The organism is Fictibacillus phosphorivorans (assembly GCF_001619875.1).
Lineage (GTDB): Bacteria > Bacillota > Bacilli > Bacillales > Fictibacillaceae > Fictibacillus > Fictibacillus phosphorivorans_B.
In genome coordinates this window covers 725,150-751,369 of the sequence record NZ_LRFC01000001.1, presented here as the reverse complement: position 1 = coordinate 751,369, position 26,220 = coordinate 725,150, and the positions used below count along the sequence as shown (strand labels likewise).

The window sequence follows — 26,220 nt, the reverse complement described above, 5'->3', positions numbered from 1 at the left end:
ATTTCCCCGGCGTTTTTTTATATGGCATCAAGCATTTTAAATTGAGAAACGACAAGGTGATAATAGATTCCTTCAGCATTCATAAGCTCAGCGTGACTGCCTTGTTCCATAATTTCTCCATGGTCAAGAACAACAATATTGTCAGCTTCCCTTATGGTAGAAAGTCTGTGGGCAATGATAATTGCGGTTCTGTCCTTTAACAAAGTCTTCAATGCTTTTTGTATCTTTTGTTCTGACTCCGTATCGATGCTTGCTGTCGCTTCGTCCAGAATCAAAATATCTGGATCAGCGAGGAGGGCTCTTGCAAAAGAAAGGAGCTGTCTTTCTCCGACGGATAAAACGTTCCCTCTTTCTTCTACTTCTGTTTCATATCCATTTGATAGCCTCTCAATAAAAGCATGAGCACCAACCGCTCTTGCAGCACTTTTTACTTCTTCATCTGAAGCATCTGGTCTTCCAAAACGAATGTTATCTTTGATCGTTCCAGAAAAGATGAACGTGTCTTGAAGAACTACACTCACTTTTTCTCGCAAGCTTGCTAATTGTACGTCTTTTAAATTTTTGCCATCGATCAAGACCTCACCAGCAGTCGGATCATAAAAACGGCTGACTAAGTTTGCGATCGTCGTCTTCCCTGATCCAGTATGACCTACAAGTGCTACAGTCTGACCAGCTTTTATGGAAAGATCGATTCCCTTTAACGCTTTTCGGTCGGCGTTATACGCAAACTCAACATTTTTAAATTCAATATTTCCTTTAATCTGCGAGAAGGTATACGCATTATCTTTTTCATGCACATTCGGCTTCTCATCTAAAAACTCAAAAATTCTTTCCGAAGATGCCATACCAACCAATAGCTGATTGTACACTTGGCCAAGCCTTGAGATCGGCTCCCAAAACATGCCAAGGTAAAAGGCAAATGTAACAAACACCCCAATTTCCAACGCTTCCCCTTGAATCAAGTAAGAGCCAAACCAAAGCAGAATAGCTGTCCCGATCGCGTTCGACATCTCAACGAATGGACGGAATAACGCATTTTGCTGTGTAGCCGTCTTCCAGCTGTCATATGTTTCGTTGTTTACTCCGTTAAAAAAGTTCATGTTCTCTTTTTCTTGCGTATAAGATTTCGTAACCCGAATGCCTTGGATACTTTCGTTTAGATGCGAATTCAGCTTGGCTTGCTTAATTCGAACTACCTGCCATGATCGTCTGATTTTTTTTCTAAGGCTTGTTGAAATAAAGAACATCAAAGGAAGGATGACCATGATCGCCAAAGTGAGTTCTGGACTATAAACAAACATGATCACGATAATACCAAACAGCAAGATGATATCCATGAGGACATTGATTACCCCATTTGTGAACAAGTCTTGCAGTGAATTTACGTCATTAATGATCCGTACAAGGATGGACCCTGCAGAACGCTGATCAAAAAAACGGTGTGACAAACGTTGTATATGTTTAAACAGATGCTTCCGGATGTCATAAATCACATATTGTCCTAGATAGTTCATCCATTTTATGCGAAGTGTGTTAGCTCCCCAAGACAGCAGATAAAGACCTGCAATCGCGAAAATTAATGTGATTAGCAGATTTGTATCTTTGTTTTTAATCGCATGATCAAATGTCAGAACCCCGATGAACACAGGCACGACAAGTCGAACAGCAGTTGAAACGATCATAGCTAAAATTGCTTTCGGCAATAAGCTCTTGCTGTATGGCTTCATATATCCGAACAAACGAATGATCTGACCCCAGTTAAACGGCTTGTCGATGACTTGTTCAGATGAATAACGAAATCGCGTTTTTTTATTTGTTTCTTTCACCATTACACCCCCCTGCCGTTCATGTGAAACACTTTGTCTTTATCTTGATATTGAATGTTGTAAATTCTGCGATACGCTCCTGATTCATTATTTATAAGCTCATCATGTGTTCCTCGTTCAATGACTTCTCCTTCATGAAGCACAAGGATCTCATCCGCATGTTTTAGTGAGGAAATTCGATGTGCGATAATAAATGTCGTCCGGTCGCTCATCACTTCTTTTAATGCTTTCTGTATTCTGAATTCTGTTTCCATATCAACTGCACTTGTCGCGTCGTCCAGAATTAAGATGGTCGGGTCGATCAATATAGCTCTTGCAATGGAAATTCTCTGCTTTTGTCCTCCAGAAAGTCCAAGCCCTCTTTCTCCTAGCACCGTATCGTAACCGTCTGGCAGCTCCATGATAAAGTCATGTGCTTGTGCGCGCTTTGCGGCATCAATAATGTCATCCATCTCCGCATCGGGATTACCGTATGAAATATTGTCCTTGATCGTCGAAGAAAAGAGAAAAGACTCTTGCAGCACGGTGCCAATGTTCTTTCGGATCGTTCTTAGTGAGTACATTTCAAGCGGTTTTCCATCGATCAGAATGGAGCCTTCCTGTGGCTGATAGAATCTTGAAAGAAGCTGTGTAATGGAAGTTTTTCCTGAGCCAGTTGCCCCGATCAGTCCGATCGTCTGACCAGGCTTGGCTGTAAACGTTACGTGTTTAAGAGCATCTTTTTTCTCATTCTTATAACGATGCGTAACGTCTTCAAAGACTACTTCTCCATCAAAACGAATCATTTCAAGCTCACGGTCTTCCCCTTCCATCTCAAGAGGTTCGTCTAAGAGCTCTAACAAACGTTCTCCTGAAGCTTTGGATTGAGAAAAAGTATTGATGATAAACCCTAAATTCATGATAGGTCCCATGATGTACCAAACAAGACTAAAGAAAGCTACGAGCTCTCCTGCGGTCAGATTCCCTTGAATAACAAGATAACCTCCATAAGCAAGCAGCAGCACGACAGAAAGATTTCCGATCAATTCCATGATTGGAAAGTACCTTGCCCATATGTGTGAGGTTGTTAGGAATTGAGATTTATAATCTTCATTTGAACGATCAAATTTATCAATCTCAAAATCTTCACGAGACAGTGATTTTACTGTGTTTATACCGCTAATGTTTTCCTGCACCTTCGTGTTAAGGTTAGCCATGGATTTTCGAATTCCTCTAAAAGCGGGATGAACTTCTTTATCAAACTTGTAAACGACGATTGCGAGGAAAGGCATCATACAGAGTGTTATGATAGCCAAAGGAATGGAATAGAAGAACATAACAGAAAGACTGAAGCCAATGATTAATACAAAGTTGATAAGTTGAGAAAATCCAAACGATAGAAAGAAACGGAAACCTTCCACATCTGCCGTTAAACGGGACATGAGGTCACCTGTCTTTGCATTATCATAATAATCAAATGGCAGAAACTGCAGTTTTTCGTATAGCGATTCCCTAAGCTGGTAGACGGAACTGATGCCAAACAGATCTCCATAAAATTGATGACTATATGTAGCAGCACCTTTAATGGCCATCAGTACGATAAAACCAATTGCTACATAAGGGACGAGTGAATATTCCCCTTTAATAATGATTTCATCGATGGTAAATTGCAGAACCATCGGATAAACAACCGTAATTCCCGATACAAGAAACAACGTGATAATCGACCAATAAAAAAACTTTTTATACGGCCAATAAAAGTCTTTTAATCTCTTAAATGTATCCAGACCAATCTCCCTCCCCCTATTAAATAACAAAAGCTGTTTTCGCATACCTTGTTGCTGTAAAAGAGAGCAACAACATTTACGAAAAGAGCCAAAATTAAACACAATATACATCATATAACAGAATTGTTGGAAAAAACTATATTTTTGCTCATTTTATTTATAAAACACAAAATAAAATATCAACTTAGTTAAACAAGTTACTCTCTCCTATCGTACTAAAAAAAGTCTCGAAATATTCGAGACTTCTCACATTAACGTTTTCTTCTAAATGCAAAGAACGATACGATGGCAATTACAATCACTAAGCCAATCGTAAGTGGTGCAAAATAACTTGGATTTTTAGCCTGTTCTTTTTTCTCCGTATCTGGCAATGCTTGCTCAGCATTATCGTCTTGCCTGTCTTCTGGATTATCTTCTTTTGCTTGTTCTTGTTCAGGGCGATCTACAGAGAACGTATAGTCCCCTTCAATCACATGGCTGTCAGCACCAATAATTTTGTACGCTACTGTATAATTCCCATTCTCCAACGGATTACTGATTGCGCCAGTCATTTGGTCATCTTCAATACTTATTTGCAGAGGTATTTCTTTATCACCGTTTTTTAGCGTCATCGTACTTAACGATTCAATCTTTGTTGAAAAGGTTAGTACGACTGCTTCAAGGTCTGTTGTAACTTTCTCTCCCTCAGCAGGTGTGGATGATTCAAGTTCAGAATGAGCAAACGCCGATAAAGGCAGTTGTATACCCATCATAAGCACTAAAATAAAGGATAAGAGTATTTTTTTCATAACTTGACTCCCTGTTCCATATTTTCTTTCTCTCTTTATTAAAACAAAGAAAAGGTGGACTTCACAAGTATACAGTCTTTACAAAGACTTGACACTTTTGTGGTCAAACATACATTTAACGCCTATTTTACTGGAATCTAGGCTCATGCCCACTTCGAAAAGGAAAACAGGCATAGGATATATGGAATGAACAATTGCAAGAATTAAAGGAGGAAAAATCGATGGGTTATTCTTATGGCAATTCTTTTGCATTGGTAGTAGTGTTATTTATTCTATTGATTATTGTTGGGGCAGCTTGCTTCTGCTAATAATGAATAGCTTGAAGGATAAAACCGGCTTCGGCCGGTTTTTTCTATTGGATAATTCATATTGATATTGAACGCAGTTGATTTCCGCTGCAGGTGCTCGATTTCCGCGGGGCAGCCGGTGAGCCACATTCTTAACGTTTCACTTTTAAGTGTCTTACCTGCCCGCCTGTCCTAGCCGAGAGTCTCGCCCTTGCGCTCCAATTAACTTTTCAAAGAAGCAGAGCATTAAAGAAAATATATCTAAAACAACAATATCTTAGAAACGCATATAAACCCTGAATTTTTCAACAAAAAACAATCTTAGAAAACAACAATTTGTTTCGACAAGAAAAAGACTCAGCATCATTGTGCTGAGTCCTCTGTTTCCTCTTTATCTTTATCTAAGTTACCGTTAACTACTGCTGCGTTTTCACCGTATTTTTCTTTTAAATTCCAATACGCTTCTAGCGCACGCTGTCCGATGTACTTGTTGATTTTTTGATTTCCGTTTTGCGGTGTACCTTCTGGAACCACAACAGCGAATGCGATTTCAGGGTTTTCAAATGGTGCATATCCGACAAGTGTTAGGTTATGCTTTTCAACAAGGTTCCCAGTACGCGGATGTCTTATAATACGCTGGGCAGTTCCTGTTTTACCTGCTGGATTGTGGTACTTTTCAGGATCATCAAAATAACTCTTTGCTGTTCCTCCAGGTGCATGCATAACTTGCCAAAATCCTTTTTGTACGCGTTCAATATATTTCTCTTCAACATCAAGCTTGTTTAGAATTTCTGGTTCAAAACGTTTTAACAACTTTCCATTTGCCTCATTATTCGGAGCTGGTTCACGAATTTCACGCACCAATTGAGGTTTCACTCGGTATCCGCCATTCGCAATCGTTGATACATACTGTACCAATTGCATTGTCGTATACGTATCGAACTGTCCGATACCTAAGTCATATAGAGTACCCGACTCCCCTTCTGGTGGTTTCCCCTCATAACCTGTTGCCTCGTTCGGAAAATCAATCCCCGTTTTTACACCGAGACCAAACTGACTGAATGAATAACGTGCTTCAGCGTAGGTTTGTGTCCAGTGTTCAGGACCTATCATGCGATCCATAATGTTAAACATATAAACGTTTGAGGACATCTTTAGTGCATCTAAATCATTTATAGAGCCCATGTTTTTCCAGGAAGACTTGTTCATTCCATTCTTAGTAAATGGAGCATCATATATATATTCTCCCATATGAACGAGTCCTTTTTGAAGCCCCGTAAGCACAGTTGCTCCTTTAACGGTTGAGCCCATTTCATAAGAGTTGTAGAGTGCACCATATGAATCGTTGTGGAATTCTCCGTCTTCGTATGTTTTCCCCGCAATCCCTTTGATCTCACCTGTTTTAGGATTCATCATTACGATGTATGCGGATTTAAGCAAATCATTTCCGCCGAGCGGTTTTGCTTTTAAAATCTCTTCTTCTAAAATCTTTTCCAAGTGGAATTGAAGCTCCATGTCTAGTGTCAGTACGATATCTTTTCCGCGCTGCCCAGGGATGGTTTTAGGCTCACCGATTGTTGCCCCCGTTTTAGGATTCGTTAGATAAACAGATTTTTCTTTTGTTCCTCTAAGTACTTGTTCATATTGATCTTCAAGACCACTTACCCCTACTTGGTCACTTCTGTCATACCCCATACTCATAAAATAGTCAGTTCTCGATTTAGGGATTTGTTTTACCTGCCCAAAAATGGAGGATTCACCAAATGGGTAGATTCTTTTTGAATCAGCCATGATATCAATCCCTGGGAGGTCTCCAAGATTCTCCGAGATTATGGAAACTTCGCTATTGTTTAAATTTGTTTTAATACGTTGCGCAGAATACGCATACCCCGTATCCATTGCCCGTTTATATGCTAAAATCTTGATGTCTTCATCAGAGAGACTATTGATTTCTTCTTCGGTTATTTTATCAACTAGAGCCTTATATTGTTCCTTGTCGCTCAACTTCTTTTCTTTCTTGCTAAGACGTTCTTCTATTAATTCCGTTACATCATGTTGTGCAATAAAATAGTCTTTCTTGTCGCGAACGGTAATTTTCTTTTTTTGATCTTCCGTTACGCCAAGGCGTTCAGCAAGCCATTTTGCGATCCGCATCGTGTCTTCTGCTTTTGTATCAACTGTTTTCGTATATGTTAAAGAAAAGAATGGTTCGTTTCCAACAACTTCACGAAAGTTCGCGTCAAGCAGCTTTCCACGAGGTGCTTCTTTTCTTGCAATGACTTCTTCAACTGCTTCAGATTCTATTCGTTTTTCCTCTCCATTCACGATTTGAAGAACACCTAACCTTAGAATAAGAATAGAGAATAGAAAAAAGACGACCAAAAACAAGACATTTAAACGAAAGGGTACTTGTGTTTTTTTCTTCTTTTTTTCCGGATCCGCTTTCGTTACCATCATTCCGCTCCTTTTGGAATTTTTCCCTTTAATTTTACAATTATATTACAAAAGCTTCTACATATAGATTACTAGAAGTTGACCACAATTCCAAGATATTCAGCAAAAAAAACCTTATCTTTTTTTGATAAGGTTTTTACAATTTCAGTGTGCCGCTGCTGCAAGACGATCTGTCGGTACAGGTCTTCCGAAATAGTAGCCTTGTGCGAGCTCGACACCACATTTTAAAACGACGTCAGCTTCTTCTTTTCTTTCAATTCCCTCTGCCAATACTACTGCATTTATTTCCCTTGCTGTTTCTACAATCTGCTGAATCATCTCTCTTTTAGAATCGTCTTCATCGCAGAAAGAGATAATTTTCCGGTCGATTTTTACATAATCCGGTTTCAGTTCTCTTAATACAGCAAGCGTTGAATGACCAGCACCTAAGTCATCAAGGGCTACTTTCATTCCTTGATCTTGATATGCCTTTAAGATGCTCTTTAAGTGATCGATGTCAGCAATTTCTTCTGTTTCAACAACTTCAAATACCAAGTCATTCGGATCGACTCCAGATTCGGCTGCTGCTCTAAATGTTGTTGCCAAACAGTGCTTTGGATCATAGATGGACGAAGGAAGGAAGTTAATGAACCGTTTTACTCCTCTAGGCACTGTTCCAGAACTATTCTTTATGGAAGTCATTCGTGCATTACCGTCTAAAAGAGCTTGTAATCCTGATTTTTCAGCAAACTGAAAAAGTTCGTATGGCTTAAACTCAATACGATCTGATAACGGACGAAGCAAGAATTCGTACCCATAAATTTCTTCATTCTTCAATGAAACAATGGGTTGTGAATATGTAGTGAACATTTGCTGTTGGATGACTTCATAAAGGTCTCTGTTTTTTATTCTTTCCAAAAAGTGATGAAATGGATTCCATGTAATAAAGCCGTTTGCTTCATCAATAGTATGAGTAAGCGCACAATGAAACGATTGAACAGCTTGATCATTGAATGTGCTTAAAAGTCGTTCACATAATGATTGAAGGAAGGGAAGATTGTTATATTTTGCAGATACGCCGATTGGGGACGATATTCCCTCTAGTCCATCCTCAGAAAAAATGTGCTGCAAACTCTGTAAAAGAACGGGATGCTCTGAACGGATATGAATAAAACCTTCTAGAGGAAAATCTCCTGTTGGTCGACACTGAGAACATGACATTACAAAACCTCCAAAAAAGAATTGCAAACTTTTGTAAAATTTGCTATTTTATAATTCTGCGCTTTTAAAAAGATAACTACATAAAGGGGGACTTATGGTTTATTGGATTCTTCTACAAAAGAGCTTTATGCGCAATATGCAGTATAAAGTTGCCCATCTGATCAATAATGCGGCGAGTGCCATCTTTGGCTTCGTATTTATTGCAATATGGGTCGGTGTTTTGCAAGGCAAAGAACATGAAAGTCCCTATAGTGCTCTGGACATGACGTATTACATTGCTGCTGTTCAATGCATTCTTTGGCTCTCAGGATTTCTTACTGCAGGACTGAACATCCAAAACGGCGTAAGAAATGGCGCCATTTCCTTAGAACTTGTCAGACCTACTAATTTTTTTCTGTATGTTACCTCACAAGAAGCTGGTCGGTTATTGTATAACTTTTTCTTTCGCTCCATCCCAATTGGGCTTGTTTTTGCACTAACTGTCGGTTTCTATGTACCTCAACACTTACCAACTTATCTTATTTTATGTATTTCAATATTTTTAGCTGTCATCATATCCATTAATCTGCATTACTTGGTGGGAATCAGTGCTTGTTGGACAACAGAGATTGCTTGGGCACATTTTGTGAATTTCACATTACTAGTAGGTCTTGGCGGACAACTCGTTCCTATCGATTTGCTTCCTGCTCCCCTGTCCTTCATCACTCCTTACTTACCTTTTGCAGGAGCCATTTATTACCCGGTAATGGTATTTCTTGAAAAAGCATCGAGCGAGGTTTTATTCATTCAGCTTTTTTGGGCGATTTTCTTAACGCTCATCAATTTGTGGCTAACCGAAAAAGCACGCCACAAATTAGAAATACAAGGAGGATAAGGTATGAATCTTTATATAAAATTGATATCGGGAAGCTTGCGATCTCGCATGCAATATAAAATGAACTTTCTTGTATCCTCCTTATCATACGGATTGATTATGGCTGTGGATTTTGTGTTACTGGCTGCCATCCTGCAGCGTTTTGACGATGTTAAGGGTTGGAATCTTTATGAAGTGGGCTTGTTGTATGGAATCTCATCCGTTGCGATTACTCTCTACCGAGTATTTTGTGTTGAGGTACATAATTTTGAACGATACATGATTGAAGGCGAATTTGACAGCCTTCTGATCCGGCCTGTTTCTCCCTTATCTTTACTTCTAACGAGAAACTTGGATCTGTCACGTATCGGCGGAACGATTCAAGGCATTTTAATCCTTGTTATTTCTATTATCGGTCTGAATATAAAGAACGTTGAATTATTTTTACTATTGATTTATTTACCTATTTCCATTTTATCGGGTGTCATTATCTGTTTTTCACTTGGTCTTTTGACCGCAACCATTGCGTTTTGGACGCAGAGGATAAAAGACTTTCAAACCTTTACGCTGTATGCACCGTTTAATGCAGCGAATTATCCGATGAACATCTATCCAGGATGGTTAAAAATCATCTTTTTTACCGTTATTCCAGTCGGATTCATGAATTACACCCCTATTCTTTTTCTTTTGAATAAGGGCGGAACTCTTTGGAACTTAGCTTTACCGCCTGCAGTTGCTTTTGTTTTTCTGTTTCTTTCATTACGTTTTTGGCACTTTGGAATTCGTCACTACCACAGTACAGGCAGTTAAGGAGGTCAAGTCATGATTGAAGCTTACATGCTCAACAAGCATTTTAAAATCTATGAAACGAAAAAGGGATTTATCGGTTCTTTTGCCTCCCTTCTTTCTACTAAACATCACATTGTGAAAGCAGTAAACGATATTTCTTTTTCAATTGAGGAAGGAGAATTTGTAGGCTATATCGGTCCTAACGGTGCAGGTAAATCTACTACGATTAAGATGCTGTCTGGCATCCTTCACCCTACTAGCGGAGAGATTAAAGTCGGGGGTTTGAGCCCGCAAAAACGAAGAAAAGAAGTTGCTAAGAAAATAGGAATCGTCTTCGGCCAGCGCACACAGCTTTGGTGGGACCTTCCTTTAAGAGATTCTTTTGATATTTTAAAAGAGATGTACAAAGTACCTGACGGAAAGTATCAGCAGTTTTTAAAATTGTACGATGATATGCTTCAGATAGGAAAGTTCATGGATACTCCGGTTCGCAAGCTTTCTTTAGGTCAGCGGATGCGCGGCGATCTTGCAGCAGCTATGATTCATGACCCAGATGTACTTTTTCTAGATGAGCCAACGATTGGACTCGATGTAAACGCCAAAACAAGTATTCGTGCCTTCTTAAAAGAACTGAACCAAAAAGAAAATAAGACAATCCTGTTAACAACGCATGATATGGATGATATCGAACAGCTTTGCAGTCGAGTGATCGTCATCAACCATGGACAAATTGTTCTTGATGGAACATTAGAAGATCTAAGGCGAAATATCGGGTTGCCAAGTGTAATGGAGATTCTATATCGCGTTAAACCGAATATCTCGGAAATCTCGTTAAACGGCATTGAAAAAATGAAGTGGGAAGAAGAAAAGCTAGTGATTGACTATGACCGCTCGATTCTCTCCTCTCCTCACCTGCTGCAAAACGTAACAAAATGGGGAGAACCCGTCGATATTCAAATGAAAGAACCAGATATTGAAGAAGTCATTCAAAAGATTTATTAGTTTGTAAAAAAACTTACCGCATCTGGCCTGAATGTCAGAGTCTTTTGCGGTAAGTTTTTTACTATCCATGTAGGGATGATGTTTATTTTGCAGTTAATCTGTCCGTTTCAATGGATAATCTGTCGGATTGGTTCATTAATCTGTCCGTTTAAAGCAATAATCTGTCCATTTGAAGCATTAATTTGTCCAATCTAGTCGGTACCTCAAATCCTTCAGTTTGCAAGCCAGTTTTTTAAGTGTTCAAGCTGGTTCAGTGCATCTAACCTGCCTTGTTCATAAAGTACACCAAGTCGTTTTGGATCCCGCTCCACTCGTTTTACTTTCATCTTCTCTAACGGACGCAGCACGAATAGGTTGCCTTTTTCCTCTTCTTCCTCAATAAAATCCAGCGTCTCGTTATATTTTAAATAACGGCCGCGCAAGCTTTCATCAAGTCCTGTATATTCAGGATAAAACCGCTTTGTCACCCACGACATCTTTGGCTTTTTCTTACGATATCCTTGGTTTTGCGTTAAGACGACTACTCCTTTTTTAACCCCATCACTCATTGCTTTATGAACTGGGATCGGGTCGGAAATGCCCCCGTCCATCATGTGTCCCCCTGCAACTTCAACGACCGGGGCAATAAAAGGGATCGAAGAGGAAGCGCGCAGTACTTTAGAGATATCCATCTCTTCATAGTCTTCCCTGCTTAAATACACAGGTTTTCCTGTTTTAACGTCTGTAACAACCACGACAAAACGTTCTTCTGCTTGCTTGAACGCTTGATAATCAAAAGGAACTAACCGGTTAGGAAGCTCATCAAAAATAAAATCCATACCGAATAATCCCTTTTTCTTAAACAGCCAATTCTTGTATGAGATGTATTCGGGGTGAGAACTGAATTCCAGGTTAACCGTCCGATTTCTTCCATGTTGTCTGGAAAGATAAGAAACAGCATTACAAGCTCCTGCAGATGCTCCTATTACATATGGAAAGTAAAGATCGTTCTCCATGAAAACATCAAGTACACCAGCGGTATAAACACCGCGCATTCCTCCACCTTCCAGAATAAGTCCAGAGTTCTCCAAATTTTGCACCACCTATTGTTAACTAACTTTACTATTTATGATTTTAATTATATGTAAAAAGCGGGCGGAAAATCCAGTGAAGTGAATTAGGTGTGTCATCCACCAAAAAAGCTATCGTGAAATTATTGAAATTAACGTGAATATATCACCTTTAACGTGAAATTAATAATTTGAGGTCGCATCACACGGACAAATTATGCTTTTTGTAGTCTCTAAAAGTACACTCACATACTTTAGGATTGGGATTCTACCAAAAAGGCAGTATTTCAAAAGTTTCTTTACTTTTGAAACACCGCCCTTCTTTCTTATTGAAAATATTTAGCCAGCCCGCTCGTAATTCCTGCAGCGGCTTTTGATTGAAAAGAATTGGTCTTGATTGTTATTTCGTCAGTAGGATTAGATAAAAAGCCTAACTCGACCAACACGGCTGGCTGCTTGTTTTCACGCAAAACGTGAAAATTTCCAAAGCGAACATTTCCACCTTTCAGTCCTGTGTTCGCAGATAGCAATCCTGAGTGAACAGAGTCTGCTAATTTTATATCTTTCTGGCCGTAATAAAAAGTTAGAAGACCAGTTGCTGATTTATCTGCGGCCGAATTATAATGCAAACTTACAAATGCATCTGCAAAGTGATAATGGCTGATCTCTACACGTTTGTTTAATGAAATATAACTGTTGTCACTGCGCGTCAGTATAACAACGGCACCTGCCTTGCTTAGTTCTGTTGCTAACAATCTGGCACTCATCAGTGTAAGATCAGCTTCCCGCGTTTTAGATGAATTTCCGATAGCGCCAGGGTCATACCCGCCATGACCGGGGTCAATAACAATCCTTTTTCCTTTTAACCCCCCAACGGAAGGTTTAGGTGCGGGATTTTGATTTGGAGAAGATGTTTGCTGAACCGCGACTAACCATCCTGCCACCCAGGCACTGTTACCGTTTGGCAGCTTTAACTGTACCCAATCATTCTTGGATTGCAGATATGCAAATTCGTCCCCTTGATTTACTTTACCTACAATTAAGTATGATGTAGAAGGTCCCTGCCTGATATTCACGCCATCCGCCAGTACAACCACCTTTTTCAAAACAGATGCAGGAGGTGCTGCGGGTGGTTTTGGACTTGATACTACGGGTAAGCTGCCTTTATTAATGGATATATACTGACTTGATACCCATCCTTTTTTCCCGTCAGATGTTTGAATGGACAACCATGTGCCAGATTCAGAAAGGATTTGGACTGTTGTGCCATTCTTTAAAGAGCCAATAATAGGAGCGTTCAAATTTCCGGATGAACGAAAATTTAAGTATGTAGCGGTAACCGTTCCGGATTTTCCGATATTCACTGGTTTTGGTTCAGCGGGTTTGGGATTTGGAACAGCTGGTGCTTGTCCGGATTGAGTCAAGAGATAAGCATTGCTAACCCACCCTTTTAGAGAACCATATGTAATGTTAGACCACTTTCCCTCTTCTTTAACAACGGTGACTATGATTCCGTTTTTTAGGGAGCCCACTACCTTATATTGGGTACCAGCCCCACTTCGAACATTTAAGGAAGTCGCTGTCACTTTTGCATTCTTTGATAAACTCTTTCCGTTTTGAGATTGAGTGTTTTTTTCTGGAACATTACTTACGTTTAAAAACTCAGCACTTACCCAAGCCCTGCCCCCATTAAATGAAATGTTTGCCCATCCTTTTTCCGTCTTAAATACACTCACGGTAGAACCTTTTTTTAATGAGCCTAAATGTTTGGCAGATGTAGAAGGTTCTGATCGGACATTTAAGCTTGTTGCATTCACCGTAGCGGTTTTCGTTTCTGCAGATGCAGGCTTGACGTAATACGTAGTCATGATGAGGATCGCAATAAGGAAAATCTGAAAAAACTTCTGATTTACTTTCACCCGTTTCAACTCCTGTTAGAACGTTCTTTACTTTCTGTAAATCTTATATCGTCATTCCTTTAACTTTCATAACCTCTTCCTGAAAAATAGAAAGAAAAAAACCCTAACCAATGGCTAGGGCAATCTTACTATCTATTATTTTTGCTACCGCGGAATGCGAGTATCTTCAAACGGAAATCAACCACTATCGAAAGCATCAAGAAATACCAAAAGGGTTTAAATTAATCCAAAGTGCTTTAATCCGTGGTAAATCCCGTCCTCATCAACTGACTTTGTCACAAAATCTGCAGCATCTTTTGCTTCCTTCAAACCGTTACCCATGGCAATCCCCGTTCCTGCTGCCGTTAACATCTCAATATCGTTCAATGCATCGCCAAACGCGTATACATTCTCTTGTTTCATGTTCATCTGCTTCATGAAGGCTTCAATTCCTTTAGCTTTTGAACCGCCAGTTGGCAGGATATCCAATGCATTTTCATGCCAGCGGATAAAATCAAATGTTCCTTTGTATCCATCACGGTAAGCGTGTTCGTGTTGTTCCTGGCAGAACAATAAGACTTGATAGACTTCGTTCTCTTTATAAAAACCAGGATGATAGACAGGATAGCTCGGCATAAGATTGAACGTACAATTTTTAATGATCTCATGATTATCCGCATTGCTCGTTGCTCTTTCATGATCCAAATAAACAAGAGGATGACCAGCTTGTTCTGCTTCTTCTTCTATTTTAAGGATCGATTCTCTTGATAAAGGAGTCTTATGGATGACCTCGTCTTTAAAAACGACGTAGGATCCGTTAAAACTTACAAAAGAATCCACTTCTAACTCCTCACGAATCGGTTCAAACATAAATGGTCCTCTCCCAGTAGCTATGGCCACATGCACGCCATTCTTTTTTAACAGCCTGATCCCTTCTTTCGTGCTGTCAGGAATTTTTTTCTCGTCGTTTACAAGCGTACCATCTATATCGAAAAATACTATTTTGTCATTCATTTCGCATCGTCTCCTGTTGTAAGTTCTACCCTACCATAGTGGTACGATTCCGTGTAAATGTCAAATCATGTGTTACTTATTAACAGTGCCTCCGACTTTAACGAGTCCTTTTTCAGGCATCGAGAGTAAGAAAACAGTGAGAATGATGAGCATGCCCCCTGCTGTTTGAAAGCTACCAAAAGCTGTCCCCAACCAAACAACCGAAACGATCGTTGCCACTAATGGTTCAGCACTTCCAAGTAAACTTGTCTCTGTTGAAGTAATGTATTTTAAGCTGTCTAAGTAAAGATAAAACGGCAGCAGCGTTCCGAATACAACAACAAATGAAAGCATCCAAAATAAAGACAATGTCCAATCAATGTAACCAGCCTGCCATGGCTGCGTAAAGATCGAAACAGAGAATCCACCTAAAAGCATTGCCCACCCTACAATGGTTGCAGACGCGTATAGCTTTAGCAGCCGAACGGGGTAAACGGTATAAACCGCGACAGAAACACCTGACAATACACCCCAAAAAATGGCTTCTTTTGAAACCGTGATCTCGTCCAAACTTCCATTAGTTAAAAGTAAAAAGGTTCCTGAAAGAGCCATGATTACGGCAATCCACTCTTTGCGTTTTGGCCATTTTAAAAATTTTAGAGCAAAATAGATTGTGATAAACACCGGCCCTAGAAATTGAAGAAGAGTTGCTGTCGGTGCATTACCTGCCTCGATACTTAAAAAGAACGTAAGCTGTGCACCTAACATCCCAGTTAATGAAAAAATAATCAAATCTATTCTGTCTCTTTTGTTTTTCCAAACTTCAAAAATATTATGATGACTAGAAACAAGGATTAATAGCAGAGCACCTGCCATCACCATTCGAACTGAAACTAGCCATGTTGCCGTTACGGCTGAATGAGAGAAGATCCACTCTGCTGCGTTACCGGAGAATCCCCAAAGCGAAGCACCAGCTAACGCCAGTCCAATTCCTTTCCATCGGGAAAAATCTTTATTCTCTTGTTTTCCCATTACACCACCCGCTCTCTTATGTGCATGCATATTCTCTTTTTTCTATAAAAGTCCTTCTTCATTATAAAACGAAATTTATCCAATCCTATACTTTTTTGTATCAACTCGTTAAAGCCTAAACAGAAAAGCACTGAACCGGAAGCCAGTTCAATGCTTTTCTTGAAAATAAAAATAGGGGGATGCTTTATCATACGGCATGATCGAGTTTGTGTGTCGGTTTATCCAAAAATATGCGAATACCTATTAGCCGTACTTCTAAAAAAATATTTTTTCCCACTCGCATATTTTTGTAAAAGATATCCAAACTAGTAATACAAGGAGGTGATACATATGGCACGTAACAATTCTAATGAATTAGTAGTAGCTGGAGCACAAGCAGCCTTGGATCAAATGAAGTATGAAATCGCTTCTGAGTTCGGTGTACAACTCGGACCTGACACAACATCCCGTGCGAATGGATCTGTTGGTGGTGAAATCACTAAACGTCTTGTTCAAATGGCAGAACAGCAACTAGGTGGCGGATACCGTCGCTAAGCAAATTCTTTATAAGATGGGCTGACTCTACGCGGTCAGCCTTTTTCATATTTTAGGTTATTTACTATTTTCGTAATCGTAGTTGCTTTATTGAGGTGTTGGATTTTCTATTCCAGACTACTAAAAAAAGCTGGCTTATTATGTGCTATCACATAATGAGCCAGCTTTCATTCGAATTATTTTACTTTATCAAGTTTCACTTGAATCAACACTGGATCATGGTCACTTGCGCGTCCATGCTCTTCCATGAATTGAGAATTGATGTGAACGATATCTACTTTCGTTTTCTTAGCCATATTATTGGAAACAAGAATATGGTCTAGAACTTGAGCGTTTCCTTGGTAAGAGTACGTAAAGCGTTCTCTGAAAGGAACCTCTTCAATCATATTTGTTAACTCGTTACCTTTTACGGTTTGAAGTGTTTTTGTAAACTCAAAATCGTTAAAGTCACCAAGCAATACTACTTTTGCATCTTTATCCTCTTTCTTAACGTCTTTTACAAAGCCGTTCACGATCGATGCAATCTTCAAACGTTGAACTTCACTTTTTAAAATTGGCGGTTGATTTTTACCGAATAGCGGCTGATCTCCACCTTTAGAGTTGAAGTGGTTCGCAACAACGATTACACTCTCACCTTTGAACATAAATTGAGCAGCTAGCGGTTTACGGCTGCTAGCGAACGCGGGATTTGTTGGGTCAATACGACCAGGGTTAAGAGTGAGTTTTCCATCCTTATAGGCTACGGCTTGGTTCGCAGCCCCTTTCGTTCCTTCAGCAAGTGAAACGCGATCTGGATTATAGATGAATCCAACTCGAATGTTTCCTCCAGGCTCGCCGCCGTCTTCATTATTTTCTGGGGCAACATCTGTATACACATACGTTGGTCCGCCTTGTGCCGCGATTTCTGCAATCAAGCGATCGGCACTTTCTTTTGCATCTGTATAGCCGTTATTTGTATTCCCGTTACCATCTTGCATTTCAACAAGTCCTACGATGTCAGGAGATTTCAAGTTATGAACGATAGAATCTGCAATTCTGCCAACTTTCTCATCTGAAGTTCCTTTTACGTTCGCTGAGAAGTTTTCAACGTTAAAGCTCGCAATCGTAAGCTCTTTTTGTTTTTCATGTAGATTCGTTGTTTCACGTTCTGTCGTTCCTTCAACAAATGTCGGAAGTTCATCACGATCCGCTAACACCCTAAAATTACTAAATCCATAACTTACTACACCAGTAATGGACCCTACAAAATAATCTCCTGATTTTGCAACGAATGAAGAATCATCGATATCCACTGTGATACGTTCAGGATTGTAGTCAAGAGCTGTTATGTTAAGGCCGCCTGCAGAATTAAGTCTGCTGTACTCACCACGGTCTGGTACAACTACGAGTTCACCATATTTTTGAGGTGCAATAACAGCTGGGTTATTAATTTCAACAAGCATGCCTTCTAAACTTTCATAAAAATCAATACCATCTTCAGTTGGATCAAATTCTGTGAAATTGTCGTTATCAATCACTTGTGTTGGTTGTTGAAGACCGAACATGCCAATCACATTTGCTTCAGGTAGTTCTTGTCCTTCAGCTTTTAGTGTGATGTTACCTGTATCTGCATTAATCTCAGTAACGGCTAAGTCCGTTGTTAATTTATCCGAGTACCCTTCAAGCACCCACTCTTTAACAAGTCCGTTTACAGAAATAACATTTCCAACAGCTTGACCATGCCCTTTTTTGTAAACTAGAACACCTTCAGAAGTTTTTGAATCTGCATCTGGCTGGAGATCTTGCATGTAAAAATTGTTAGCATCTACTACTTTGGTTACGATACCTTCTACACCTTCAACTGTTTTATTTGCAACAGGTGAATGATGACCGGCACCTTGGATATCATGAATGCGAAGTCCTGATAGTGCTACTTGATATTTGAATGTAGCGATTCCGCTGTCTTTAAGACCATCTTTTATGGCAATCGCTTTAATCGTTACGTCTTCATTGATCGTAATCGGTGCGGTGTAACGTGTGCTTTCAGTAGTTGGGTTAGTTCCATCCAAAGTGAAATAGATTGCTGCATCAGGTGTTGCAGTTGAAAGAGTGATTTGAGTTCCTTTTGAAACAACTTGTCCTTCAACAGAAGACTTAACTTCTTCTGCTTGTGGTTCAGGTGGTGTTCCATCGACAAAAATAAACTCGTCGGCATTTTTATGTCCGGGAACTGCGAAGTATGCTTCTAAATCCCCTCTGATCTGAATTTTCTTTCCTAAGTTTTCTGGGTGATCTTTTAAATTCAAATCAGCTCTTAAAGCTGTATTTGGTAATTGAACAGGTATTATCTTATTTTTATCTGTTTCGTTTGGTGAATCTGCAATAGCTAGATTTGTGTTTGCGGTAAAAGGTCCTTCATATTGGTAGGATAAATTTGTTCCACTTGCGGTTCCCTTAACTGTCCCAACAATGAACCCCTCAACTGTTTGGTCTTTTTGTCCCTGAGCATTTATCGCTTCACTAACCGTTAAAACGTCTGCGGCTGATGCTGTCTGCATAGGTAAAATTAAACTGATTACAATTGCAAAGATGATACTTATATTTGTGAGTTTTTTCTTCTTTCTTTTTAACACAACCGTCCACCTGCCTATGTTTTTTTATGTAAAACTTCGTCAATCCATGAAAAATATAACATAATTATGTCGGTTCAATTGTTAGTTTTATGTTAAAACAGTTAGAAAGACTTACAAAAAATTTACACACTAGTTCTCATTTACCACTGCCTGTACAAAAAAACAGCCAACATCCTTCTATAGCTGGATAGCCCTTGAAGTAGTCAGCTTGTTTTTTGTACATTTAAATCTAACGTAACTTGTTCAACAAATACATCCGGATCATTTTTGTGCAGGATAGACAGCAAGTCGTCTTTTTCATGGGACCGGTTTAGCCAAGCTTCCCCTTCTTTAGGCTGGAGCATTATAGGCATGCGATGATGATATTTTCCCATTGAAGGATTGGATGCTTTTGTAAGAATGGAACACGTTATTCTCTCCTCTTCTTCTCCATTCACCTCACCTGCCCACCTTGACCATATACCCGCAAATGCAAACGGCTTTTTATGCTCTAAAGAAAACTGATAAGGCTGTTTTTTGTTTCCTTCTTTCACCCATTCGTAAAACCCGCTTGCTGGAATTAAGCACCTTCTTTGGTAAAAGGATTCTTTAAAGCTTGGTTTCTCATCAACCGTTTCGCTTCTTGCATTAATCAATTTATTTCCAATTTTCGAGTCATTGGCCCATTTCGGTATGAGTCCCCATTTCATATAACCTGCGCGGTTGCCGTTACTGGCTTTTACGATAGCAAGGATATTTTGACTTGGCGCAATGTTGAAACGTTCTTCATAATCAAACTCATTTATTATATTAAACGCATCAATGATTACGTCTTTGTCGTAATAGAGCATATATCTACCACACATAACCAAAACCTCATTTCACGATTGGATAAGGAAAGAAATACAGTGAAAACTAACTAAAGGAGGCGATATCCTTTGAAGAATCCTGTATTCATTTACATTATACTTCTTTTCAGCATGATTTCTTTCATGTTAAGTATCGACTGGTTTATGGGCATGACACCGATCAACGTGCTCAGAACTTCTATTTTTTCTTTTTTTCGCTATGTTGATAAAGTAGAATATGCCCTTGTTGTTTTTTTGATTTTTTTGCCGGTCGTAACCTTTATTTTGTCGAAGTGGATGGAGAAGAAGCAAAATGCTTAAGTTTCTTCCTTCTTACTAAGAATACAAGGATGAACAAAACCGGTAAGACAACCTGAAAAGGAATGTGAATATAGTGAGGAACAACATTCAATCCTTCTGTAATGTGCTCTACATAATTGGCTGCAATCATGATGGAAGAAAGAATGAGAACGATCCCAATCGGTCCGATCAGCTTTTTTTCTTCCTTAACACCAAATACATCTTGTGCGGCCTTAACGGCTACATAGAAAAAGACGGATATCTTAAAAAAACCTCCAATAATTAGAGTGAACACGACCAATGCATCCAACCTCTGAATAAACTCTCCTAGATTGATTTTCGATACAGCTGCAAGTAAAGGGAAATAAACATGAGTTGCGACATGTCCACCGAGAATCGCAATATCCATGGCAACTGTAGCGCTCAAAATAATCCCGCTTATCCCCATTGCCACTAAGCCTACCGTTAACGCCTTGCTTTTCTTTTTTGTTTTCAAATATGGAAAAAGCATCGTAAAAACAACCATTTCACCAAAAGGAAAAGTTGGTGTTACAGGAAAGGCTGCCTTTAAGACAGGTATAAAGCCTTTCCCGAGAATCGGGAGCAGATAATTGTATTCCATAAGATCCGCTGATAAAACGAGAATGGTCAATGACACTCCTAAAAGGACGACCAGTGAAAAAATAATTTCGCCAGTTCTTACAAGTACCTCAAAGCCTAGTTTCAAGACATATACAATGGTTGCTATCATTAAGGTATTTACAACTATAATCGGTGTCTGAACAAATACGGCAGATAATAGCAGACTCCCAAAGTCACGCAGTACCCTTGTAGCCAAGTACATAAAATACATTAAATAACAGAAGCCCAGTGCTTTTCCTACATACTTACCAAATAAGACTTGAAGATATTGCGTTAATGACATCTCTGGAAATTGATTGTACAAAAAGAAATAACCTAAGAAGAGGACCATCCCGCACAGCATGCCGAGCAGGATGGCAAACCAGGCATCTCTTCCTGCATCCATTCCAAGACCAACAAGAATGGCACTGCCTAGTTCAAACAAAACGATGATAATAAAGTATTGCTGAATATCGATCTTATACGTTTTCATTTTGGAGCCTCTTTCTTTTCTTCAAATAAAAACGGTGATGTTCGCATTCCTGACCTTCGAATACGTGAATCTACATGTACGTTCACTTTCAACTTTGGAAAGATTTGTTCGTATTTCTGTTTATAAACGTGACGCCATTTCTTTGGATTTTCTCGATATAATAATTCACCAAAACCTAAAATATCACTGTCAAATTTTTGAGCGGCCTCGATTGTTTTGTTAATTTCTTTTTCGATAACAGCATTAAAGGTTTTTTCGATCGTAGAAATCTCAGAAGGTTTCTCTAAATTTACGGCACAGTTTGCTTCTGCAATATTTGCTTCTGGGTAAACTCTTATGTTTATGGAAGGTTCATTACTTTTCGTATTTGCTGATAGCTCTGTGTTAGAGCGTACAACCTCAATCGAATACCCATTTTTGTTTCCCTGACAAGGTACCGTTATCGCAGAACTGACTAGCTTCCCTTTGATCCAGAGAATGCCCCTTGCTTCTGGCCCATCAATCCAACCTTTTAACTTACCTTCTTTAAATACTCCCATTCCTGATAATTGAATTCTCGCCGGATCTCCCACCTCATAGTTTTGGGCGGTTACAGCCAGTTCTTTATCACCCGTAAGCCGGATTCCATTAATAAGAGGCTGCCCTCCTTCATTAATAATGGATTGAAGTACTTCGTTAATATCTTGCTGCAAGTTTTCTCCCCAATTTTTTTCAGAGATCTTTAGTATCGTTGCTACTTCATCTGACGTTACTTTATCGATAGCCGTGAAAGTACGCAGAATTTTTGATGGTGTAGTATCTCTAGCTATGAGGACCTGAATCGTAGAGCGTACTTCAGGATCACGTGAGATCATGTCCAGTGCCTGATAAATACTGTCTTTAGCTAATTTTTCGCTAAAAACAAGCATCCTTGCATGGGCAAAAAACAAACGTCTTGAGGTTTGCTTAGTTGCTTTCCTGGTTGCCTCCATTAAGTTACGGCCTTTCGCTTCATATACCGTAAAAACAGGCTGTTTTCCGCCTCCCGCCCCCGTGATACCAGGAGCCACTTCTGTAGGATTCACCACTTGATAAGTTACGATGAGATCTCCTTTCTTATCAATATTTATTCCGATACCCATAACAATTGAAAGTTCGTCTAGCTCATTTTGGTCCCAGCATCCTGTTAAAAACAGCAGACAGATGAAAAGAGGAAGACTGCATTTTAGAAAATTCATCTTGTTGTCTCCTCTTCTCTTTTTTTCTTTACTTGGTAAGGCTGGGTTCGTGTTTCATTTTTCTTTGCTAACTTTTCTGGTCGTTTAAACAGTTTTGTAATGGGAAAGCGAAAGAGACTGTCTTTCAGATCCTGTGTTTGTATTGGTGCAAACGGACTTAAATAAGGATAGCCAAAAGATCTAAGACTCGTTAAATGAGCGATTATAACGATTAAAGCAAGTGTAAGACCATAAAAACCAAACACGGATGAAATAATCATTAATGGAAATCGCAATAACCGGGCTGAAGTTGCCACTGCAAAGGAAGGAATGGCAAAACTGGCAACTGCCGTAATCCCGACTACGATTACCATTGCTGGCGAAACAAGCCCTGCCTGCACGGCCGCTTGCCCCAATACGAGTGCACCAACAATTGACACAGCAACACCGACTGCTCGGGGCATCCTGATTCCAGCCTCACGCAATATTTCAAACGTGATCTCCATGACCAGGGCCTCAGCAATCGCTGGAAACGGAACACCTTCACGCTGGGCAGCGATACCAAAAAGGAGGGTAGTCGGAATCATCGCTTGGTGGAAGGTTGTTAGAGCAATGTAAATAGATGGTGCGATTAAGGAAATAAGGAATACGGAAAATCTTAATAAACGCAGAAAGGTACTGATGTCATACCTCATATAATAATCTTCTGATGACTGAAAAAATTGAATGAATTGAGTAGGTGCAATCAGTGAAAATGGAGTACCATTTACCATGATTCCCACCCGGCCTTCGAGCAGATTGCCGACAACCACGTCGGGTCTTTCCGTGTTCATAAACTGAGGAAAAACAGTTACGGTCTCATCTTGTATAAATTCTTCCAGCTGACCAGACTCTAGCAAGCCATCCGTTTTTACCTCATTAATTCTTTTTTTTATCTCTTTTATTAACAGTGGGTTCACGATGTTATCCAAATATATAATCGCTACATCCGTATGTGTTACATCACCAATTTTGTATTTTTCCACCCTTAAATCCGGAGATCTTACTCTTCTTCTTATTAATGAAATGTTCGTTTTCATTGATTCCGTAAACGAATCTTTAGGACCGCGGATAACAACCTCTGATGTTGGCTCTTCAATCCCTCTCATCCTGCCGCCGGTTGTTCCCATCTTAAGACCTTTTGTATTTCCTTCCACTAATAAAACGCTAAACCCAGCAAGTAGGGCTTCTAATAGTTCTTCTTCGTTCTCTACATCCAATACTCTACCTAAAGCAACTGCATTTTGTTTGATATAGTGCAATGCATGACTAACGGGTACTGGAGTGGATTGCTTGTCAGATGTTAGGGACATTAAAGGGGCTAATATAAATTCGTTTAAGAGCTGAGGATCATTCATCTCTTCTAAGAACAAGAGAGTAGCTGTAACTTTTTGTTGAAGTTCAAACTCAAACTCTCTTACGATTAAATCCACCGGGTTACCAAGGCTTTTTTTTACACTGTCAACCGTCACGTGTAAGACCGGACTTAACTTGCCTTCTTTTCTTTCTATTTTTTGTTCCACAGAGTGAATTTCTTCTGAAAAGGTTTCTGTTTGGAGGGAAGATGCTTCGCCAAAGCTTTTTTCGGCAACCATATCTGTTAATTTCTTATACGTCTTAATCATTGGGCGTTTTCTTCTGTTCCTCATAACCAACCGCCTTTTTACCATTCTTTTCATAGCATTTGCGGAACTTCCATTGGTTATGTAAGAAACTAAGATAAACTTGGGTAACGCAAAAAGCCCCTGATTGATTTCATCGATGAAAACAATCAGGGGCTCTAACAAATAACAGTTTTATTGCCAGGGTTCTGTATCCCTGGCTGGAAAAAGGTTAATTTCATTATAGCATCTTATTTTCAAAATGCGAATCTTAACAACTGTAATTTTTCAAAAATAAATCTTTATGCTCACATTGGGTCCCACGGCTTTTTGACACCAAACTCTTTTGCTAATTTCTTGCTTTCCTCACGCCGTTTTTTCCTCGCCACCGCACGCTCTGGTGCATGTTCGTTCAGCCATTTTTCTTCAGGTGTTTCAGGAATAGCTTTTGGTACGGGGGAAGGCTTTCCTTCTTCATCTAATGCGACAAATGTTAAAAAAGAAACCGCACAAACTTTGCGTTCTCCAGACAATAAGTTTTCTGCGATCACCTTAACAAAGACTTCCATCGAGGTGGTTTTTGTCCATGTCACAAACGACTCCAAACAAACAGAATGCCCCAATTTAATAGGCTGTAAGAAGTCAACAGAATCGGTTGATGCCGTTACGACATTTTTTCGTGCATGACGAATGGCTGAAATGGCTGCGACATCATCAATATAGGCCATCAGTTTTCCGCCAAACAAGGTTCCATGATTGTTTGTATCTGGTGGAAGCACGACAGACGATTTAACGGTTCGAGATTCACGAACATACTTTTGTTCCATAAAAAGCTCCTATCCCTATCTCTTTTTTACTAGTATATGTTGGCACACAATAAAATAATGAAAGACCCCTCGCTTAAGAGTGCAAGCAAAGAGGTCTTGAAAAAGTCAGCTATTATTTTTTCACTACTGCATGTCCGCCAAATTCGTTACGAAGTGCGGCAACTACTTTTCCGTGGAACGTATCGTCTTCTAGTGAACGGAAACGCATGAACTGGGATAGTGCGATAACTGGTGCAGACGCTTGATAATCAAGTGCTGCTTCAACTGTCCAGATCCCTTCTCCTGAAGAATTCATTACACCGCGAATATCTTCAAGTTTAGGCTGTTTGCTGAATGCATTTTCCATAAGTTCAATCAGCCAGCTGCGGATAACAGATCCGTTGTTCCATACTCTTGAAACAGCCTCATAATCATAATCAAAATCACTCTTATCAAGAATCTCGAATCCTTCACCGATCGCTTGCATCATACCGTACTCGATTCCGTTATGAACCATTTTTAAGAAGTGGCCAGATCCTGCGCGGCCTGTGATAAGAAATCCTTTTTCCACACAGATCTTTTCATATAAAGGAGCAAGGTAATTTACTGCATCGTCATCTCCGCCCATCATCGCACAAAGTCCGTAGCGAGCACCGTCTGTGCCTCCGCTAGTACCTACATCTACAAAGTGGATACCTGAAGCTTTAAGCTCTTCGTAACGGCGAAGTGTATGCTTGTACATAGAGTTACCAGCATCTACAATAATATCGCCTTCTGTTAGGTGTGGTTTCAGTTCATTGATTACTCCATCAACGATTTCACCAGCTGGTACTAATAGAATAACGGCTTTTCTTCCTGAGAATGAATTTGCTAGCTCTTCAACTGATTGTACGCCTTTAACACCTTGTTCAGAGATCTCTTTAACTGTGTCTTTGTTAACATCTGTAGCGAAAACTGTATATCCTTTGTCATTCATGTTAAGTGCCATATTAAAGCCCATCTTACCAAGGCCAATCAAACCGATTTCCATTGTTCATATCACTCCATTTTATGTATTTTATCTGTTTGTATTATTCCACAAAATAAAGGCTCTTAACCTCTACTTGTTACACTGTCTATTACCTTATCTAAAAATGAACAAAAAAACAATTATTTCAGTTCAGTTTTTAACTGAATAGCCTATAAAAATTCATAAACCTTGATGATCCGATGGGTGATGGGTGGTTGAAAAATGCATTTATTAGCAAAATGATA

At 39.5% G+C, this 26,220-nt stretch carries 22 protein-coding genes; 6 read left to right on the top strand and 16 right to left on the bottom strand.

The window, feature by feature from the left end:
* Positions 1–17: 17 nt before the first annotated feature.
* The 3 genes from AWM68_RS03840 to AWM68_RS03830 all read right to left on the bottom strand — a co-directional run bounded on the left by AWM68_RS03840 (position 18) and on the right by AWM68_RS03830 (position 4,380).
* A complete protein-coding gene (locus tag AWM68_RS03840; protein WP_066237054.1) occupies positions 18–1,829 on the bottom strand; it encodes an ABC transporter ATP-binding protein in 1,812 nt (603 codons plus the stop codon).
* Entirely contained in the window at positions 1,829–3,592 is a 1,764-nt protein-coding gene (locus AWM68_RS03835) for an ABC transporter ATP-binding protein (RefSeq protein WP_066237485.1), read from the bottom strand. The genes AWM68_RS03840 and AWM68_RS03835 overlap by 1 nt, the downstream gene beginning before the upstream one ends.
* A gap of 251 nt (positions 3,593–3,843) precedes the next feature.
* Positions 3,844–4,380, bottom strand: coding sequence for a copper resistance CopC family protein (locus tag AWM68_RS03830; RefSeq protein ID WP_066237052.1), 537 nt, complete (start codon positions 4,378–4,380; stop codon positions 3,844–3,846).
* Positions 4,381–4,601: 221 nt separating this feature from the next.
* Here AWM68_RS03830 and AWM68_RS20960 point away from each other — a divergent pair, with 221 nt between their 5' ends.
* Positions 4,602–4,688, top strand: a complete 87-nt coding sequence (locus AWM68_RS20960; RefSeq protein WP_082820548.1) for a YjcZ family sporulation protein — start codon at positions 4,602–4,604, stop codon at positions 4,686–4,688.
* A 342-nt stretch (positions 4,689–5,030) separates the two neighbouring features.
* Here the strand turns inward: AWM68_RS20960 and AWM68_RS03825 are convergent, their stop codons facing one another.
* Together AWM68_RS03825 and AWM68_RS03820 are read right to left on the bottom strand one after the other, a co-directional pair.
* Entirely contained in the window at positions 5,031–7,121 is a 2,091-nt protein-coding gene (locus AWM68_RS03825) for a peptidoglycan D,D-transpeptidase FtsI family protein (protein WP_066237049.1), read from the bottom strand.
* Positions 7,122–7,265: 144 nt separating this feature from the next.
* Positions 7,266–8,321 carry an EAL domain-containing protein gene (locus tag AWM68_RS03820; RefSeq protein ID WP_066237042.1) on the bottom strand — a complete coding sequence of 352 codons (1,056 nt, stop codon included), beginning with the start codon at positions 8,319–8,321 and terminating at the stop codon, positions 7,266–7,268.
* A gap of 94 nt (positions 8,322–8,415) precedes the next feature.
* Here AWM68_RS03820 and AWM68_RS03815 point away from each other — a divergent pair, with 94 nt between their 5' ends.
* The 3 genes from AWM68_RS03815 to AWM68_RS03805 are packed head-to-tail and all read left to right on the top strand — an operon-like array spanning position 8,416 to position 10,965.
* Entirely contained in the window at positions 8,416–9,195 is a 780-nt protein-coding gene (locus tag AWM68_RS03815) for an ABC transporter permease (protein WP_066237039.1), read from the top strand.
* Between the two features lie 3 nt (positions 9,196–9,198).
* Complete coding sequence (locus AWM68_RS03810; protein ID WP_066237036.1) at positions 9,199–9,984, top strand: ABC transporter permease; 786 nt, start codon at positions 9,199–9,201, stop codon at positions 9,982–9,984.
* A gap of 12 nt (positions 9,985–9,996) precedes the next feature.
* Entirely contained in the window at positions 9,997–10,965 is a 969-nt protein-coding gene (locus AWM68_RS03805; RefSeq protein ID WP_066237033.1) for an ABC transporter ATP-binding protein, read from the top strand.
* A gap of 212 nt (positions 10,966–11,177) precedes the next feature.
* On the opposite strand, the gene AWM68_RS03800 is transcribed toward AWM68_RS03805, so the two are convergent.
* The 4 genes from AWM68_RS03800 to AWM68_RS03785 form a co-directional block, all read right to left on the bottom strand.
* Complete coding sequence (locus AWM68_RS03800) at positions 11,178–12,035, bottom strand: patatin-like phospholipase family protein (RefSeq protein WP_082820546.1); 858 nt, start codon at positions 12,033–12,035, stop codon at positions 11,178–11,180.
* Between the two features lie 305 nt (positions 12,036–12,340).
* The gene (locus tag AWM68_RS03795) at positions 12,341–13,933 is read right to left on the bottom strand and encodes an SH3 domain-containing protein (RefSeq protein WP_066237031.1); all 1,593 of its coding nucleotides are present in this window, start codon (positions 13,931–13,933) and stop codon (positions 12,341–12,343) included.
* Positions 13,934–14,149: 216 nt separating this feature from the next.
* Positions 14,150–14,926 (bottom strand): Cof-type HAD-IIB family hydrolase, encoded by a 777-nt coding sequence (locus AWM68_RS03790; RefSeq protein ID WP_066237028.1) that lies wholly within the window; start codon positions 14,924–14,926, stop codon positions 14,150–14,152.
* Positions 14,927–14,998: 72 nt separating this feature from the next.
* Complete coding sequence (locus AWM68_RS03785) at positions 14,999–15,937, bottom strand: EamA family transporter (RefSeq protein ID WP_066237024.1); 939 nt, start codon at positions 15,935–15,937, stop codon at positions 14,999–15,001.
* A gap of 330 nt (positions 15,938–16,267) precedes the next feature.
* Between AWM68_RS03785 and AWM68_RS03780 the strand changes: the two genes are divergently transcribed.
* Positions 16,268–16,471, top strand: coding sequence for an alpha/beta-type small acid-soluble spore protein (locus tag AWM68_RS03780; RefSeq protein ID WP_066237019.1), 204 nt, complete (start codon positions 16,268–16,270; stop codon positions 16,469–16,471).
* Between the two features lie 176 nt (positions 16,472–16,647).
* On the opposite strand, the gene AWM68_RS03775 is transcribed toward AWM68_RS03780, so the two are convergent.
* A complete protein-coding gene (locus tag AWM68_RS03775) occupies positions 16,648–19,083 on the bottom strand; it encodes a DUF6359 domain-containing protein (RefSeq protein WP_066237016.1) in 2,436 nt (811 codons plus the stop codon).
* Between the two features lie 203 nt (positions 19,084–19,286).
* A complete protein-coding gene (locus AWM68_RS03770) occupies positions 19,287–19,928 on the bottom strand; it encodes an SOS response-associated peptidase (RefSeq protein WP_066237014.1) in 642 nt (213 codons plus the stop codon).
* A gap of 72 nt (positions 19,929–20,000) precedes the next feature.
* Here AWM68_RS03770 and AWM68_RS03765 point away from each other — a divergent pair, with 72 nt between their 5' ends.
* Positions 20,001–20,231, top strand: coding sequence for a hypothetical protein (locus AWM68_RS03765; protein ID WP_066237012.1), 231 nt, complete (start codon positions 20,001–20,003; stop codon positions 20,229–20,231).
* Here AWM68_RS03765 and AWM68_RS03760 read toward each other — a convergent pair.
* From AWM68_RS03760 to gnd, 5 genes are all read right to left on the bottom strand, one after another.
* On the bottom strand, positions 20,191–21,324 hold the full coding sequence (locus tag AWM68_RS03760; protein WP_066237010.1) for a GerAB/ArcD/ProY family transporter: 1,134 nt from the start codon (positions 21,322–21,324) through the stop codon (positions 20,191–20,193). The genes AWM68_RS03765 and AWM68_RS03760 overlap by 41 nt on opposite strands.
* Positions 21,321–22,541, bottom strand: coding sequence for a Ger(x)C family spore germination protein (locus AWM68_RS03755; RefSeq protein ID WP_066237007.1), 1,221 nt, complete (start codon positions 22,539–22,541; stop codon positions 21,321–21,323). Before AWM68_RS03755 ends, AWM68_RS03760 begins: the two co-directional genes overlap by 4 nt.
* A complete protein-coding gene (locus tag AWM68_RS03750) occupies positions 22,538–24,208 on the bottom strand; it encodes a spore germination protein (RefSeq protein ID WP_066237003.1) in 1,671 nt (556 codons plus the stop codon). Before AWM68_RS03750 ends, AWM68_RS03755 begins: the two co-directional genes overlap by 4 nt.
* Before the next feature lie 260 nt (positions 24,209–24,468).
* The gene (locus AWM68_RS03745) at positions 24,469–24,987 is read right to left on the bottom strand and encodes an acyl-CoA thioesterase (protein WP_066237000.1); all 519 of its coding nucleotides are present in this window, start codon (positions 24,985–24,987) and stop codon (positions 24,469–24,471) included.
* Between the two features lie 112 nt (positions 24,988–25,099).
* The gene (gene gnd / locus AWM68_RS03740; RefSeq protein ID WP_066236997.1) at positions 25,100–25,996 is read right to left on the bottom strand and encodes a phosphogluconate dehydrogenase (NAD(+)-dependent, decarboxylating); all 897 of its coding nucleotides are present in this window, start codon (positions 25,994–25,996) and stop codon (positions 25,100–25,102) included.
* Between the last annotated feature and the right edge of the window lie 224 nt (positions 25,997–26,220).

What these genes read in the sequence shown, in the direction of transcription:
- AWM68_RS03840 (WP_066237054.1), bottom strand. Translation starts at nt 1,829, where the DNA reads ATGGTGAAAGAAACAAATAAAAAAACGCGATTTCGTTATTCATCTGAA.
- gnd (WP_066236997.1), bottom strand. Translation starts at nt 25,996, where the DNA reads ATGGAAATCGGTTTGATTGGCCTTGGTAAGATGGGCTTTAATATGGCA.
- AWM68_RS03815 (WP_066237039.1), top strand. Translation starts at nt 8,416, where the DNA reads ATGGTTTATTGGATTCTTCTACAAAAGAGCTTTATGCGCAATATGCAG.
- AWM68_RS03750 (WP_066237003.1), bottom strand. Translation starts at nt 24,208, where the DNA reads ATGAGGAACAGAAGAAAACGCCCAATGATTAAGACGTATAAGAAATTA.
- AWM68_RS03745 (WP_066237000.1), bottom strand. Translation starts at nt 24,987, where the DNA reads ATGGAACAAAAGTATGTTCGTGAATCTCGAACCGTTAAATCGTCTGTC.
- AWM68_RS03825 (WP_066237049.1), bottom strand. Translation starts at nt 7,121, where the DNA reads ATGGTAACGAAAGCGGATCCGGAAAAAAAGAAGAAAAAAACACAAGTA.
- AWM68_RS03780 (WP_066237019.1), top strand. Translation starts at nt 16,268, where the DNA reads ATGGCACGTAACAATTCTAATGAATTAGTAGTAGCTGGAGCACAAGCA.
- AWM68_RS20960 (WP_082820548.1), top strand. Translation starts at nt 4,602, where the DNA reads ATGGGTTATTCTTATGGCAATTCTTTTGCATTGGTAGTAGTGTTATTT.
- AWM68_RS03810 (WP_066237036.1), top strand. Translation starts at nt 9,199, where the DNA reads ATGAATCTTTATATAAAATTGATATCGGGAAGCTTGCGATCTCGCATG.
- AWM68_RS03820 (WP_066237042.1), bottom strand. Translation starts at nt 8,321, where the DNA reads ATGTCATGTTCTCAGTGTCGACCAACAGGAGATTTTCCTCTAGAAGGT.
- AWM68_RS03755 (WP_066237007.1), bottom strand. Translation starts at nt 22,541, where the DNA reads ATGAATTTTCTAAAATGCAGTCTTCCTCTTTTCATCTGTCTGCTGTTT.
- AWM68_RS03785 (WP_066237024.1), bottom strand. Translation starts at nt 15,937, where the DNA reads ATGGGAAAACAAGAGAATAAAGATTTTTCCCGATGGAAAGGAATTGGA.
- AWM68_RS03830 (WP_066237052.1), bottom strand. Translation starts at nt 4,380, where the DNA reads ATGAAAAAAATACTCTTATCCTTTATTTTAGTGCTTATGATGGGTATA.
- AWM68_RS03770 (WP_066237014.1), bottom strand. Translation starts at nt 19,928, where the DNA reads ATGTGTGGTAGATATATGCTCTATTACGACAAAGACGTAATCATTGAT.
- AWM68_RS03790 (WP_066237028.1), bottom strand. Translation starts at nt 14,926, where the DNA reads ATGAATGACAAAATAGTATTTTTCGATATAGATGGTACGCTTGTAAAC.
- AWM68_RS03805 (WP_066237033.1), top strand. Translation starts at nt 9,997, where the DNA reads ATGATTGAAGCTTACATGCTCAACAAGCATTTTAAAATCTATGAAACG.
- AWM68_RS03760 (WP_066237010.1), bottom strand. Translation starts at nt 21,324, where the DNA reads ATGAAAACGTATAAGATCGATATTCAGCAATACTTTATTATCATCGTT.